A 15,666-nucleotide genomic window follows, 5' to 3' on the forward strand; every position below is an offset into this window, starting at 1 on the left:
CGGTCTCCCCTTCCCCTTTTCACTTCTTCACGCTTTCCCTTCTTCACGCCCCCTCGACCGACCCCGCGATCCGTTCTGTTGGTTGCGCAAGTTTGCGACTATGAGACGCGCCACCCCTCGCCGCACCACGCTGCGACGGGTGGCGGACCTGCTGCCGGCGAACCTTCCGCACCTGGGGGATGCATGACGGACAGTGCCCCGCTCGGGCTTGAACTCGGCGGTGTGTTCGAGCGCGTACTCGACCAGGCCATAGACCTGGGGCAGGTCGTGGAGGCGATGGAGCGGTGCGGGAGCCTCGTCGACCGCACGGAGCTGCGCGCGAAGGCGCTCGGGGCGATGAACGCGATCACCGCGTTCGCCGACATCGAGTACCGCGAGTATCTGGCGGCCGTGACCGCGAGTTCGGACCGGGGGAAGGGCCGGCGAGCCCTCCGTGCCCCCGCGCCGCCGTCCCGCGACCCAGGGGTGCCGTCGTGCGGCACCCTGCCGCCCTCCCGCGACCCCGGGCCGCCGGGCCGTGCCGCCGGGCGGCCACCCTCGACGTCCGTGCGGCTCGTCCTGTCCTCGGTCGGGCTGGTGCTGCTGTCCGGGTACGGCATGTGGTTCTCCGGCGCTCTGCCCCGCGCCGGCGACGGTGTGCTGACGGTCTGCCTGCTGCTGGGCGCACCGGCCGTCGGAGCGGCGATCGGTCGCCTGCTCCGGCGGTCCGGGCCGGTGCCGGGCGAGCACACCGGCGGCTCCGGCACGGCCGCGGCCCCCGCGGACACCGTGGTCCGGGCCCGGCAGGCCTGGGAACTGGCCCTGCTGGAGCGGGGGGTGGTGCCCTTCCTCCTCGGCCGTCTCGAAGAGGCACGCCTGGGACAGCGCCGGGACCGGGCGGGGCGGTGACGGACCGGGCCCGGGAAACCCCGGCAGCACAGGATGACCCGGGCCCCGGCGGCGCACGGTGGCCGGTGCCCCGGCGCTTACGATGGGCGGGCCCGTGGACGCCGGTCGCCCACGGGCCGGAATCGGAGAGGACAGGAGAGGACAGGGAAACTGTGACGGACCGCGCCGGTGCCCTGGAGGACCCGCCCGCCGAGGTGCTGGCGGCCGCGGCCGCCGCGTTCGGGCTGCTCGCCTCGACCGCCCGGCTGCATCTGATGTGGGCCCTGTCCCAGGGCGAGAGCGACGTGACCCACCTCGCCGACCGGGTGGGCGGCGCGCTGCCCGCCGTCAGCCAGCACCTGACCAAGTTGAAGCTGGCCGGACTCGTCGGCTCGCGCCGGGAGGGCCGGCGGCAGGTCTACTACATCGACGATCCCGACGTGGTCACACTCGTACGGGTGATGGTCACGCATCTGACCGAACCTTCCCGGTACGGCTCCGGCCGGACGCGCGGGCTGCGCGGAACCGGTGCCTGAGGCCGCCGCGGCCTCCGGTCGGGACGCGGCGGGTCCGGCTCCCGGCGCCACCGCGCGGACGGGCCCGAACCGAGACGTCGACGGGGCTCGCTGCGAGGAGCGCCCGGAGCCCGGTGTGCTGGAGGTGCTCCGCGCGCTGGAGACCGGTCCGCGCGGCCTGACGGAGGCGGAGGCCGCGCGGCGACTGGCCCGGTTCGGCGACAACGTGCTCCCGGCCCGGCGGGAGGTCTCCTGGGCGCGCCTGTGCGTGCGCAGCCTGCGGGACCCGTTCACCGCGGTGCTGGCGTGCCTGGGACTGGTGTCGGCGGCCGTCTTCGCCTGGGGCACGGCCTCGGTGATCCTCCTCCTGGTCACGGTGAGCTGCGTCCTGCGGGCGACCGGGGAGCACCGGGCGGACCGGTCCACGGCCCGGCTGCGCGAGCTGGTCGCCACCACCGCCACCGTGCTGCGCCGCCCACACGAGGACGCGGCGCCGACGAGCCGGGAGGTTCCGGTGGACGAGCTGGTCCCGGGGGATGTCGTCCGCCTGGGTCCGGGCGATCTGGTGCCGGCCGACGTACGCCTGCTGCGGGCCAGTGGGCTGACGGTGCACCAGTCGGCGCTGACGGGCGAGTCGGCGGCCGTCGCCAAGCACGCGGACGGTCTTGCGGGCGGGACGGGAAGCGGGGTGGCCGGGCAGTCCCGGTACTGCTTCCTGGGCAGCAGTGTCGCCACCGGCAGCGCCACCGCGGTCGTCACCGCGACCGGGGCGCGCACCCGGTTCGCCGCTGCCCAGGGCGGCCCGGCCGGCCGGCGGGAGGCCGGCACCTTCGACCGGTCCGTGCACGGTATCTCGTGGATCCTGATCCGGTTCATGCTGCTCACCCCGCCGCTGGTGCTCATGGCCAACGCGGCGTTGCGCGGACGGGGCCTGGAGACGCTGCCGTTCGCCGTCGCGGTGGCGGTGGGACTGACGCCCGAGATGCTGCCGGTCCTGGTCACCGTCTGTCTGGCCCGCGGGGCGGCGCTGCTGGCCCGCACCCGGGGCGTGATCGTCAAGCGGCTGCCCGCCCTGCACGACATCGGTGCGATGGACGTGCTGTGCCTGGACAAGACCGGCACCCTCACCCAGGACCGGCCGGTCGTCGACCGGTCGGTCGGCGCGGACGGCCGGGACGATCCCGAGGTGCTGCGCTGGGCCGCCGTCAATGCGTGGTGGACGCTCCAGCTCGCCGACCTGCCCCAGCCCGACGCCCTGGACGAGGCACTCCTGGACGCGGACCCGGACGGCCCGATGGCCTACGACGGAGTGGCCGCCCTCCCCTTCGACCCGGTCCGCCGCCTCGCCACCGCCGTGATCCGCACCCCGGGCCGGCTCGGCACGCACACGCTCGTCGTCAAGGGGGACGTCCACTGCGTCCTGGAGCGCTGTGCCCTGGACGGGGCGGAGCGCGAGCGGCACCGGGCCCGCGCCGCCCGCGCGGCCGAGGAGGGGCTGCGGGTCCTGGCCGTCGCCACCGCCGAACGCCCGGCCCGCGCCCGCGACTACACCCCGGCCGACGAACGCGGCCTCGCCTTCCGCGGCCTGGTCACCCTGCGGGACGCGCTCGCGCCCACCGCCGCCGACGCGCTGCGGGACCTGATGGACGGGGGCGTGACCGTCAAGGTGCTCACCGGCGACCACCCGGGCACCGCCCTGCGCGCCTGCCGCGACCTCGGGATCCCGGTCCCGGCGGACGGTGTGCTCACCGCCGGCCGGATCGACGCCCTCACCGACGCCGAACTGTCCGGCCTGGTCCGCCGTACGACCGTCTTCGCCCGCTGCACGCCGGAGCACAAGGCCCGGATCACCCAGGCGCTGCGCGCGGGCGGACACACGGTCGGCTTCCTCGGGGACGGCGTCAACGACCTGCCCGCCCTGCGCGCCGCCGATGTCGGCCTCGCCCCGCGTGACGCCGCCGACGTGGCCCGGGAGGGCGCCGACGTGGTGCTCGCCGGGAAGGACCTCACCGCGATCGCCCACGCCATCGCCGCCGGCCGGCACGCGGGCGGCAACATCGCCACGTATCTGCGCGTCACGCTGTCCTCCAACCTCGGCAACGTCGTGGCGATGCTCTCCGCCGGTCTGCTGCTGCCGTTCCTGCCGATGCTGCCCGCGCAGGTACTGGCCCAGAACCTGTGCTTCGACGCGGCCCAGCTCGCCTTCGCCCACGACCGGCCGCATCCGTCGGTGCTGCGCCGGCCCGCCGTGCTGCGCCCTGGGGCCCTCCTGCGGTTCCTCACCGGCTTCGGGCTGCTCAACGCCGTCGCCGACCTCGCCACCTTCGGTGTGCTCGCACTCGTCCCGGCCGGAACGGGGAGCGGGGACGACGTGACGCTCTTCCGCTCCGGCTGGTTCACCGAGAACCTGCTCACTCAGGCCCTGGTGATGTTCCTGCTCCGGGGGGAGCGTGGCGGTGGCCGGGGCCGTCGTCCCGGACCGGTGTCCTGGGCGGCGCTCGCCCTGGCCGTCATCGGGCTGGCCGTGCCGCCCTCGCCGCTCGGCCCGGTGCTCGGCCTGACCGCCCTGCCGCCCGTCTACTACCTCCCGCTCACCGCGGTGCTCGCGCTGTACGCGGTGGGTCTCGCGGTGCTGAGGCGGCGCCGGGACACCTGACGCACGGCGCGCTCAGGGCTGTGCCACGGTCTGCCCGGCCTGCGCCACCAGACGGGCCAGCTCCATCCGGGAGCGGACGCCGAGGGCGGCGAAGACGTTGCGCAGGTGGTAGTCGACGGTGCGGGTGCTGACGGAGAGGCTGAGGGCCACCTCCCGGTTGGTGAGTCCCTGTGCGACGCGCCGGGCGATGCGCAGCTGCTGCGGGGTCAGCCGCGCCAGCCCGTCCGGTCGGACCGCTTCCCCCGGCACGCCCGCCGCCGGTCCGTCCGCGCCGGGCACACCGGCGGAGCCGGTCACCCCGGTCACTCCGGTCACCCCGTTCGCCCGGAGTTCCGCCGCCGCCTGCTGGGCCCACGGGCCGGCGCCGCAGCGTTCGAAGCCGAGCAGCGCGGCCCGCAGATGGGCGCGTGCCTCGCGCAACCGCCGGCGCCGGCGCAGCCACTTGCCGTAGAGCAGTTCGGTGCGGGCGCGTTCGAAGTCCCCGGCGCCCTCCCCGTGCCGCCGCAGCGCCTGCCGATACAGCGCGTCGGTGGCCTCGGGCGGTGCCAGCAGGGCGCGGCAGCGCAGGAGCTGGGCGGGGGCCTGCGGGTCGGCGTCGCACGCCGCCCAGAGCGCGAAGTCCTCGACCGCGTCCCCGGCGCCCTCCGGCTGCCGGGCGAGCGCGCACGCCTCCACGTAGCACGGTACGGCGAGCATCCAGACGGCGAAGTGGCCGCGGCCCGAGCCGGGCCGCACCAGGGGTGCGAGCCGTTCGGCGGCCTCGCGGGGCCGGCCGTGCCCCAGGTCGGCGCGGGCCAGCGCCCACTGGGCCAGCGCGGCGGCCTGGGCCAGCCCGTGCCGGCGGGCGGTGGTCATGGCGGCGGTCGCGTGCTCGGCGACGGTGTGCGCCTCACCGGCGATGGAGGCGGCCAGGGCGAGTACGGCGTGGTGGTGGGCGGCCGTGTTGCGCAGCCCGGCGCGGTAGGAGCTGCGCAGCCCCTCCTCGGCGTGCGCCCGGGCCAGCGCGTGCCGTCCGGCGCGGAGTTCGCCGTAGGCCAGGTACTCCAGGGCGCGTGTCTCGTGCAGGGCGGACCCGTGGGTACGGGCCACCGCGAGCGCCCGGGCGCCGGACCGGCGGGCGGCGGCGGTGTCGCCGAGCAGCAGGGCCGCCGAGGCCGCCCTCAGCAGTTCCTCCGGGTCGTCCGCCGTCCACGCGCGCTCCACGACCCGCCGCAGGGGGGCCGCGGCCAGGTCGAAGCGCCCTTGCAGGACCGCGCGCATGCCCGCACGGTGGTCCCGCAGGGTTGCCACGGCACCGAAGCCCCGCCCGGCCGGGAGCGCACCGGCGGCCGGGGACGTGCTCACGGACGGCGCCTGCCCCAGGAGGCCGGGACCGGGGGCCTCCGGTACGGCAGGGCCCCGTTCAGCAGGCATGGGCGGTACTTGTCCCAGCGGACCGGGGGCTCCCGCCGTGCCAAGGCCCCGTTCATCCCCAGGTGGAACGGCGGACAGCGGCGGCACCTGACCCACCGGGCCGAGGGCCCCCGCCGTGCCGAGACCTCGCTCATCCCCGGGCCAAGCGGCAGACACGGGCGGCGCCTGGCCCACCGGGCCGGGCGCCTCCGCCCTGCCAAAGCCCCGCTCATCACCAGGCCGACCGGCAGAATCCGACGGCATCTCACCCACCGGGCCGGAGGCCTCCGCCACGTCAAGACCCCGCTCGTCCCCCGGCCGTCCGGCGGACACGGGCCGTGCGTGGCCCACGGGGGCGACCCCGGACCCTCCCCCTGCGCCTGGCACCCGTTCGGCCGCGGCCCGGTCTGCGGACGGGGGCGGGGTCCCGGGGAGTGACCGGCTCGTGAGAGCGGCGCCGGGGACCTTCCCCGCGCGGTGGATGCCGGTCCACCAACGGCCCTGCGTCAGGGCGCGCAGGCACGCGGCGACGTCGCCGGCCGACCAGGCGGCGTCCGCGGCGGCCAGGGCGGCTTCGGCGGACCGCTCGGGATCGTGCGGAGCGGACAGGGCCGCCGCGAGCAGCAGGGTTTCGCGGGCGTCGTCGACCGGACCGTCCCAGCGCAGCGCGGTGCCACGCAGCAGTTCGGCACGCGCGCGCACCGGTGCGGGCGCCGGTCGGCAGCGGGCCGTGTCGAGCAGTCGCAGCGCCCGGGCCGACTGACCGGCGAGCAGGGCTTGTTCGGCGGCGGCCGTGTACCACCGGACGTGTTCGACGCCGTCCGGGGCGAGTTCGGCGGCCCGGGTGTAGGCCGTACAGCGCTGCGCCGGTGTGGCGGCCGGCGCCGGGTCCGCGGCGAGGGACGCGAGGGCGGCGGCCAGCGCCGGGGCCGGGGCCGCGACGGCCCAGGAGCGGTGCAGCAGCGCCGGCAGGCCGCGTGCGTCGGGCAGCGTACGGGCCAGCGCTTCGTGGGCCGCACGGCGCCGCTCGGCCGACGCGCCGGCGTAGACCGCCCGGCACAGCACCGTACTGCGGAAACCGACCCGCCCCTCGGCCGCGTACAGCGTCTCCGGCAGCGCGATGCCGCCCGGCGGGAGCCGGTCGTCGCCGGTGCCGTGCGGATCGGGAGGCGGAACGGGGCCGTGACCGGGGATGGGGCCGTCATGGGTGCACGTCTCCGGGAGGGAACCGGGACCGCCACCCGGCACGGACTCATCCCCGGCAGCCGGCTCCGACAGGGGGTCGGGGTCAGGGCATGGCCCCGGCTGGCGCGGGAGACCTCCGCCTGGCAGGGAGCCGTGCTCGGCGCGTGGATGCGCCGGTGCGTGCGCGAGCGCGCGTGCGAAGGGATCGGCGCACGGCCCGGCGGCGGCGAGCCGGGCCGCCGCGCGTCGTACGAGGTCGGCATCGGCGGTCGGCTCCCCGGAGACCTGAACGGCCGCCGCGCTCACCAGCAGCAGGTCCCGCTGGGCCGGCGGCAGTCCGGTGAGGTGGCGGCCCGCCAGCGCGGCGAGGGTCTCGGCCGCGACGAGGGGACACGGCAGCGGAGCGATGCCGCCGAGCTGGGCCGCAGTCAGGCGGTGCACCACCCCGAGCAGCAGGCCGGGGTTGCCTTCGGCGGCGGCCGTGATCTCCTCGCGTACCCGGGGGTCGAGCGCGCCCGGCGCGGCCTCGTCCAGCAGGGCGGCGGCCTCCGGCGCGGACAGCGGGGCGAGGCGGAGCAGCGGCAGGCCGGCGAACTCCGGGTCCACGGGCCGGAATCCGGCCACGGTGAGCACCAGGGCGACCCCGCCGCCGGGGGCCAGCAGCGCGGCCAGCCGGCCGAGGGCGGTCCGGGAAACGGTGTCCCACCGGTCGGCGTCGTCGACACAGAGCAGGACCGTCCCGGACGCCGCGGTCGCCCGCAGCGCACCGGCCAGGTCCGGCACCGGGCCCGCCGCGTCGGCGTCGGGCACCCCGGCCGCCCGGCACAGCGCCCGCAGCCCGGCCAGGGGCTGCCGGAACGGCTCGGGACGGGCGGGTACGACCACGGCGGGCCCGGCGTCGAACGCGCGGGCGATCCGGGCGAGGACGGTCGAGCGACCGCTGCCGGGCTCACCGGTCACGACGTACGCGCCGCCCTCGCGCAGCCGCTCCCCCAGCGTCGCGACCGGATCCGCCCGGTGCCGCGCCGCACCGGGCCCCAGAGTCGTCTCTCCGCTCATTCCCGAAACCTTACTGACGCGTAAGGACGCGCGGAAGGCATACGTCCGGCCCCCTGCGATCCGTTGCGGCGGCGCCGTGTCCGGGTCGCGGGACGCCGGCGGCGGCCCGGCACGACGCCGGCGGCGACCGCCACGAGCAACGGTCGCCGCCGGGGTCCGGAGGACCGGTCAGGAGGTGTGCGGGCAGTTGCCCCGGTACTCCTCGATGGTCAGGCTCGGCCGGGGCAGCGGGCAGAGGAACTGCTCGTAGCGGGTGTCGTTGTCGATGAACCGCTTCAGCCACGAGACGCTGTACTTCGCGATCGTCGTGTTCGAGGTGTTGGGCGTGAAGTGGGTAGCCGCGTTCAGCTCCAGGTACGCACGGTCGAGGGAGCTGGGGAGGGTGGCGTAGAAGGGCTCGGAGTGGGTGGCGACGGGGGCGATGGTGTCACCGTCGGCGCCGAAGATCAGGGTGGGGGTCTTGATCTCGGACCAGGTCTTGTCGAGGTTCCACGGGGTCAGCGGGATCGCCGCCTGGAGGGAGGGGCGGGTCTTGGCCGCCTCCAGGCTGCCGCCGCCGCCCATCGAGTGGCCCATGACGCCCAGACGGCTGGAGTCGATGCGGTTCCGTACGGAGCTGCTGCCGGTGAGGTAGTCGAGCGCCGCGAGCAGCTGGTTGCCCCGGGAGTCGGGCTGGTCCAGCGTGGTCAGGGTGTCGATGGTGAAGACCACGAACCCCTGGGAGGCCAGCCGGGGGCCGAGCCAGGCGATGGAGGACTGGGTGCCGGTGTAGCCGGGTGAGACGGCCACCGCGCCGAAGGTGCCGTCGGCGGTGCTGGTCGGGTAGTAGATGGTGCCCCCGCCGAAGCCGGAGACGGCGAGCCGGGAGACGCTGGTCTCCGCTACGGCGTAGGGGCCGCGGAGCGCCTCGATGCTGGATTCGGTGGGCGCCGGGCCGCGCTCGTAGGGGTTGTCGGCACCGTGGGCCGCCGGTCCGCCGAGCGTGGTCAGGCCGACGACGGCGGTGACCGCCGCGGCGAGGGTCGCCAGCCGTCCGGCGCGACGGGTGGGGCGTGTGCGGGGGGCCGGTGCCGTGGCGCTGGTGCGCGGGTGCTGCACGACGAGTCGTCCTCTCTGTCGTGGCGAGCCGCCCGTCCGGCCCGGATGGCACGCGTGAGCGCTCCGGCCGACGGGCTCCGCCAGTGGGGTGAGCAGTGCCACTGTCGGCGCCGCGCGGCACGACCGGACCGGCAATGTCACCGGTCTTGTGCGGGAATCCGCCGCCGGAGCCGTGTCCCGGCGCGGGGTGGGTGCGGTGCCGGAGGCCGTGCCTCCGGCCCACCGGAGCCACCGGCTCCCTGCACACCGGACTTGCCCACGAGGCGTACGAGACCTGCGACAGGTCAGCTCTCCCCGGGCCGCCGCCCGCCGGGCGTGAACGTGACCGGAAGCCGTGCCGGGCCGCGCAGGCCGCCGGGGCGCCAGGTCAGCTCGGCCGGTGGCACCGCCAGGGCCAGGTCCGGGAGGCGGCGCAGCACCGTGCCGATGGCGATCCGGCCCTCCAGCCGGGCGAGCGGTGCGCCCAGGCAGTAGTGGATGCCGTGCCCGAAGGCCAGGTGGCCGCTGTCACCGCGGGTGATGTCCAGCCTGTCGGGGTCGGTGAACCGGGCCGGGTCGCGGTCGGCGATCGCGGACGCGATCACCACGGTGGCCCCGCGGGGAACGGTCACGCCCGCGATTTCGACGTCCTCACGGGCGAACCGGACGATCCCCGGGTTGACCGGTCCGTCGTAGCGCAGGAATTCCTCGACGGCGTCGGGCAGCAGCTCCGGGCGCTCCCGCAGCGACGACAGCTGCCCGGGGTGGGCGAGCAGCGCGGCGATGCCCCCGCTGATCAGGTTGACCGTCGTGACGTACCCGGCCACCAGCAGCAGGAAGGTCATGGCGATCAGCTCGTCCTGGCTGAGCCGCTGTTCCTCGTCGTGGGCGCTGATCAGCGCGCTGAGGAGGTCGTCCCCGGGCCGGGTGCGCTTGGTCTCCAGGTGCTTGGTCAGATAGGCGTGCATCCGTTGCCACGCCTCGTTGACGACAGCCGGGTCGGGCATGGTCTCGTCGCGTACGAGCATGGCGTCGGTCCACCGCTGGAAGTCCTGCCGGTCGTCCCCGGGCACGCCGAGCAGTTCGCCGATGACGGTGACCGGCAACGGCAGCGCGAAGTCCGCCACGAGGTCGGCCCGGCCGGCCGGCACCACCGCGTCGAGCAGCCGGTCGGTGATCTCCTGGACGCGGGGGCTCAGCCCGGCGACCCGGCGCGCGGTGAACGCCTTCGAGACCAGGCGGCGCAGCCGGGTGTGGTCCGGCGGGTCGGCGCGCAGCATGCTGCTCATCATCGACTCGCGCTCGAACTCGGGCAGTTGTGCGATGAGGCGAGGGTCCGAGGCGTCGCGGACATCGCTGCTCAGCCTGGGGTCGGAGAGGGCGGCGAGTGCGTCCTCGTAGCGGGTGATCAGCCAGGCGTCCAGGCCGCCGGCGATCACCGCGCGCCGGACCGGGCCCTCCTCGCGCAGCCGCCGGTAGAGCGGGAAGGGGTCCGCCAGGAAGGCCGGATCGGAGTAGGGAAGAAGGACAGGCTGCTGACTCATCGTGCCTCCCGGGCCGAGGTCGACCGCACATGCCGCTTTGGCGACGCCAGGGAGACATACCCGATATGAGCGTCACGGCAACGGCCGTTCCCCGCCCGCCGTCCGGAACACGCCGTCACGCGGCCGGGAGCCGCCGGAGGACTGTCGGGGAGCTGCCGAAGAGCCGTGGGGGAACTGCCGAAGGACCGTCGGGGAACTGCCGAAGAGCCGTCGGGGAACTGCCGGAGGGCTGTCCGGGAACTGCCGAAGGGCCGTCGCGGGGCTTCCCTTCCGACCGCCGGAAGGGTAGGTTCCGGCTACCCCGCGCCGGCGCCGCGAGGCGCTCGGCCCGCCCGTCCCGGGCGGCGGGCCGCGCGGGGGCCAGTCGTCCGTCCGCTCTCGTCCGCCGCCCCGCCAGGCGCGCGGCACGTCACCGGGCGCGCACCGCGGCACCGGGAGCGCGCCACGTCACCGCAAGCCCGCCATGGCAGTGAAGGTGCGGCACCTCACCAGGAGTGCGCCACGTCCACCACGAGCTGGTCGGGCAGCTGGATCACCCGGAACGGCAGCCGGGCGCGGACGCCGAGGCCGATCTGCGTCTCTCCCTCGAAACTGGCCGAGAACCGGGCGTCCCTGAAGGTGCTGTACCCGCTGACGTCCACGCCCGGAAGGGGCTGGCCGGCCCGCCCCGGGTACGCGGCCGCGCCGGTCGCCGGGTCGTAGGCGGGCGCGCCCACCCGGACGTCGAGCACGGCGCCGCCGCCGACCGGGATGTACTCCCCGCTGGCGAGCTGGTGGAGCTGGTCGACGTAACCCACCGAGTAGCCGAGGGCGCCGCCGCCGGGCACGTCGAAGACCAGGCGGTCGAAGCAGTCGTGCCGGCCGGCCCTGATGTTCTTCAGCGGCACGGCGCCCGCCGCGACGCCGCCCTTGTCGCCGCTGCCCCAGCCGGTCGGACAGGCCGTGGCGCCGGTGGTGGCCGCCGTCGCGGTGCCCGCGGCGGCCGTCACCATCCCCAGCGCGGTTCCCGCCAGAACGAGCGCCGCTGCCGCCGCCGCTGTTCGTCGCATGATGTTGCCCCCTTGATCGTTTGTCACGCCATTACGGAGTGAGACACATGGGTCCGCTGGAGGGTTGCCCACCGCTGCCGGTACCCGTGTTGCGGGGTCATGAACAACCGTCATCTTCCCCTGGACTCCTCGGGGGCCCGCTCCTATGGTCGCGGCGGCGCGACCACCCGACGCACCCATTCCGAGGAGCCCCATGTCCCGCAGGACGCCCGGCCGGGCCCTGGCCTTCGCATTGGCCCTGGCCGCAGGCACCGCCGTCGCCGCACCTCATCCCGCGGCGGCCGACCCGATCCCCAGGGCGCCCGGGCACCGCCTGGTCGACTCCTACGCCGGTGCCCCGGCGGCCGCGCGGCCACTGCCCGAGACCCGGCCGCCCCAGCATCCCTACCTCGCGCCGAACGGCCGGTCCGGGATGCACGCGGACGGCTGGGGCAGCGCGACCTCCCCCTGGTCCGGCCCGCTCGGTGCCCACCCGCGGGCCGACAGCGAGCGGATGGCGCTGCTGGGCGGGGAGTGCGCCACCGTGACCTTCGACCGGGCGGGGCGGATCGTCACCGTGTGCGGAACGTTCACAGGTTTCCTGGTCAAGCTGCTCGACCCGCGCTCCCTGGCCACGCTGGCCGAGTACGAGCTGCCCCAACGCCCGTCCACCGTGGAGGCGATCACCCGGCTCGACTTCTCCCGGATCTTCAAGGACACCTCGGGCGGGGCCTATGCGTACCTGGACAACGAGGACCGGCTGGTGCTCGCGGACTCCCGGCAGCACATCATCCGGCTCGCCCACCGGCAACGGGCTGACGGCGGCTGGGAGTTCACCGTCACCGACGACTGGGACCTGGGCGAGCGGGTGCCCCACGACTGCGCGACCTGGGCCGATCCGTTCCCCGACGGAAGCTGTGACCCGGTCACCTCCGTCATGCCGGACTGGCAGGGCCGGATCTGGTGGGTCACCCGGCAGGGCCGGGTCGGCACCGTCGACCCCGCCACCGGGACCGTCCGTTCCGTCCGGCTGGACGGTGAGGAGATCCAGAACTCCTTCTCCGTCGCCGCCGACGGCGTGTCCATCGTCTCCGACCACGCGCTGTACGAGTTCACCGCGGCGGCGGACGGCACCCCAGCCATGGTGTGGCGGCAGACCTACGACCGGGGCACCGGCACCAAGCCCGGCTCGGTGAACCAGGGTTCGGGCACCACGCCGGACATCTTCGGCGACGGCGGCCGGTACGTGGCGATCACGGACAACGCCGACGACCGGATGCACGTCCTGGTCTACCGGCGCGGCGCGGACGTGCCCGCCGGCCGGCGGCTGGTGTGCGAGGTCCCCGTCTTCGCCCCCGGTGCGTCCACGACCGACAACTCTCTGATCAGCTGGGGCGACAGCCTGGTGGTCGAGAACAACTACGGCTATGAGAACGTCTCTTCCCTCACCTTCGGGCGCAGCGTCGTCGGCGGGGTCACCCGGATCGACGTCCGCCCGGACGGCAGCGGCTGCGAGACCGTGTGGGAGAGCGGTGAGCGGTCGCCGTCCGTCGTGCCCAAACTGTCCGCCGGCAACGGGCTGATCTACCTCTACACCAAGGATTCCCACAGCCTCGGCGTGGACGCCTGGTACCTGACCGCCGTCGACTTCCGTACCGGGCAGACCCGTTGGAAGCGTCTCGTGGGCACCGGCATCGGGTACGACAACAACTGGGCGCCGATCACGGTGGGTCCGGACGGCACCGCCTACATCGGGGTGTTCAACGGCCTGGCCGCCGTACGCGACGACGGCTGAACCTCCGGCCCGCCGCCGCGACCGTCTCCTCGGCAAGTTCTTCGGCAGATCGTCTTGTCAGGGGCGCGTGCCTGTCTCTACAGTCCCAGCAGACCAGCTATGGGAGCGCTCCCATTTCCTGGCTCGCCGCCCCTCCCGCCTCCCCGGAGAGGACCCGCATGCGACTGTCACCGCACCACAACGGCGCCGCCAGGCGCTTTCCGTCCGCCCGCCGCCGGGTGGCGGCGGCCGTGGCCCTGTGCGTGGCGGGCCTGGTCCTCTCCGGGCCCGCCACGGCCGTCCCGGAACGGGCCACCGCCGCGCCGGCCGCCGGGCTCCCCTACCAGGACGCCACGCTGCCCGTTCCGGACCGGGTGAACGACCTGCTGTCCCGGATGACGCTGGACGACAAGCTCGGCCAGATGACACAGATCGAGAAGGACTCCCTCCTCCCGCAGTCCGACCTCGCCGCGTACCGGATCGGGTCCGTGCTGTCCGGGGGCGACTCCACGGTCAGCCCCAACAACGCCCGGACCTGGGCGGACACCTACGACTCGCTCCAGCGCACCGCGCTGACCACACCGCTCGGCATCCCCATGATCTACGGGATCGACGCCGTGCACGGCCACAACGCGGTGCGCGGGGCCACGCTCTACCCGCACAACATCGGACTCGGCGCCACGCGTGACCCCGCCCTCGTCCAGCGGATCGGACGCGCGGTCGCCGAGGAGGTCTCGGGCACCGGCATCGACTGGGACTTCGCCCCGTGCCTGTGCGTCGCCCGCGACGACCGGTGGGGCCGCACCTACGAGTCGTACGGCGAGAGCCCCGAACTGCCGTCCGCCATGACGACGTTCGTCACCGGCTTGCAGGGCGACACCCTGGGCGCGGCCCCGGCGTCCGTGCTGGCCACCGCCAAGCACTACCTCGGTGACGGCGGCACCACCGCGGGCGTCGACCAGGGCGACACCGAGCTGTCCGAGGCGGAGTTGCGGGCTGTCCATCTGCCGCCGTTCAAGGAGGCGATCCGTCGCGGGGTCGGCTCGGTGATGCTGTCGTACAGCAGGTGGAACGGCGTCCGCTCGCACGCCCACAAGTACCTGGTCACCGATGTGCTCAAGGGCGAGCTGGGGTTCACCGGGTTCGTGGTGTCCGACTGGGCCGCGGTCGACCAGCTCGACGGGCAGAGCGGTTTCACCGGCGCCGAGATCACCACGGCCGTCAACGCCGGCGTCGACATGGTGATGGTCCCGCACGACTACAAGAAGTTCCTCGCCCTGCTGCGCGGCGAGGTGACCGCGGGCCGGATCGCACAGGCCCGCATCGACGACGCCAACCGCCGCATCCTGACGAAGAAGTTCCAGCTGGGCCTGTTCGAACGCCCGCTGACCGACCGGTCGTTCACCGGCACGGTCGGCTCGGCGGCGCACCGGTCGCTGGCCCGGCAGGCGGTGCGGGAGTCCCAGGTGCTGCTGAAGAACGACGGCGGGGTACTGCCGCTGGCGAAGTCGGCCAGGCTGTTCGTCGCCGGCAAGTCCGCCGACGACATCGGCAACCAGAGCGGCGGCTGGACCGTGGGCTGGCAGGGACGCAGCGGTCCCGTCACCGACGGCACCACCGTGCTCCAGGGCATCCGCGCCGCCGTCACAGACCCCGCACGCGTCACCTACGACCGGTACGGCAACGGCATCGACTCCACTTACACCGCCGCCGTCGCCGTCGTCGGCGAGACCCCGTACGCCGAGGGCCGGGGCGACCGCCCGAACGGCTTGGGACTGGATCAGGAGGACCTGGGGACCCTCGCCCGGCTGAAGGCGAGCGGGGTGCCGGTCGTCGTGGTGCTGGTCTCCGGCCGGCCGCTCGACATCGCCGCTCAGCTGCCTGACTGGAAGGCGCTGTTGGCCGCCTGGTTGCCCGGTACCGAGGGCGCGGGCGTCTCGGACGTCCTGTTCGGCGACCACGCCCCCACCGGCAAGCTGCCGATGAGCTGGATGCGCACCGCCTCACAGCAGCCCGTGAACGACGGCGACGGCAAGACCCCGCTGTTCCCGTACGGGTACGGGCTGACCTACGACGACGCCCCCGAACCGAGCCCGACCCCCACGCCGACCCCGACTCCGACACCCACGCCGACCCCAACCCCGACCCCGACTCCCTCCCCGGACACGTGCACGGCGGCCTTCCGCACCGTCTCCTCCTGGCAGGGCGGATATCAGGCCGAGGTCACCGTGGAGAACACCGGCTCCGGGGCGCTGACGGGCTGGTCGGTGGACTGGGACCTGGCCGGGGCCACCGTGACCAGCCTGTGGAACGGCACCCTGTCCACGGCCCAGGGCCGGGCGACCGTCCGCAACGCCGCCTTCAACGGCGTCCTCTCCCCCGGCGCCAGGGCCACGTTCGGTTTCACCGCGACCGGCACCGCGGGCACACCGTCCCCGCACTGCGCCGGCACCTGACCACCGGCCGGCGGGCCCCGGCGCCCGGCCGGGAGCCCCGCCCGGCGCGGTCCCCTCGTCCCCGCCCGCCCGGGTGGCACCGACCCCGGGCGGGCGGGGCTCCCAGCCCGCCC

The 15,666-nt window shown here is 75.0% G+C and carries 9 protein-coding genes; 5 read left to right on the top strand and 4 right to left on the bottom strand.

All coding sequences use genetic code 11. The features are described 5' to 3' along the window. Positions 1–183 precede the first annotated feature (183 nt). The 3 genes from Srubr_RS11275 to mgtA all read left to right on the top strand — a co-directional run bounded on the left by Srubr_RS11275 (position 184) and on the right by mgtA (position 4,038). A complete protein-coding gene (locus Srubr_RS11275; RefSeq protein WP_189991224.1) occupies positions 184–888 on the top strand; it encodes a hypothetical protein in 705 nt (234 codons plus the stop codon). Between the two features lie 152 nt (positions 889–1,040). Next, complete coding sequence (locus Srubr_RS11280) at positions 1,041–1,403, top strand: ArsR/SmtB family transcription factor (RefSeq protein WP_189991226.1); 363 nt, start codon at positions 1,041–1,043, stop codon at positions 1,401–1,403. Beyond that, positions 1,396–4,038: a magnesium-translocating P-type ATPase gene (mgtA, locus tag Srubr_RS11285; protein WP_189991227.1), complete on the top strand. Its 2,643-nt coding sequence runs from the start codon at positions 1,396–1,398 to the stop codon at positions 4,036–4,038. Before Srubr_RS11280 ends, mgtA begins: the two co-directional genes overlap by 8 nt. A 12-nt stretch (positions 4,039–4,050) precedes the next feature. On the opposite strand, the gene Srubr_RS11290 is transcribed toward mgtA, so the two are convergent. From Srubr_RS11290 to Srubr_RS11305, 4 genes are all read right to left on the bottom strand, one after another. Next, on the bottom strand, positions 4,051–7,674 hold the full coding sequence (locus tag Srubr_RS11290) for a LuxR C-terminal-related transcriptional regulator (RefSeq protein ID WP_189991229.1): 3,624 nt from the start codon (positions 7,672–7,674) through the stop codon (positions 4,051–4,053). A gap of 168 nt (positions 7,675–7,842) precedes the next feature. Further along, a complete protein-coding gene (bdeA, locus tag Srubr_RS11295; protein WP_189991232.1) occupies positions 7,843–8,772 on the bottom strand; it encodes a bis(hydroxyethyl) terephthalate hydrolase in 930 nt (309 codons plus the stop codon). Positions 8,773–9,056: 284 nt separating this feature from the next. Further along, the gene (locus Srubr_RS11300) at positions 9,057–10,295 is read right to left on the bottom strand and encodes a cytochrome P450 family protein (RefSeq protein WP_189991234.1); all 1,239 of its coding nucleotides are present in this window, start codon (positions 10,293–10,295) and stop codon (positions 9,057–9,059) included. Positions 10,296–10,780: 485 nt separating this feature from the next. After that, complete coding sequence (locus Srubr_RS11305; protein ID WP_189991236.1) at positions 10,781–11,344, bottom strand: AMIN-like domain-containing (lipo)protein; 564 nt, start codon at positions 11,342–11,344, stop codon at positions 10,781–10,783. Between the two features lie 193 nt (positions 11,345–11,537). Between Srubr_RS11305 and Srubr_RS11310 the strand changes: the two genes are divergently transcribed. Beyond that, a complete protein-coding gene (locus tag Srubr_RS11310; protein ID WP_189991238.1) occupies positions 11,538–13,118 on the top strand; it encodes a hypothetical protein in 1,581 nt (526 codons plus the stop codon). Between the two features lie 158 nt (positions 13,119–13,276). Beyond that, entirely contained in the window at positions 13,277–15,553 is a 2,277-nt protein-coding gene (locus Srubr_RS11315) for a glycoside hydrolase family 3 N-terminal domain-containing protein (protein WP_189991241.1), read from the top strand. Positions 15,554–15,666 lie beyond the last annotated feature (113 nt).

It is taken from the genome of Streptomyces rubradiris, assembly GCF_016860525.1.
Classification (GTDB): Bacteria; Actinomycetota; Actinomycetes; order Streptomycetales; family Streptomycetaceae; genus Streptomyces; species Streptomyces rubradiris.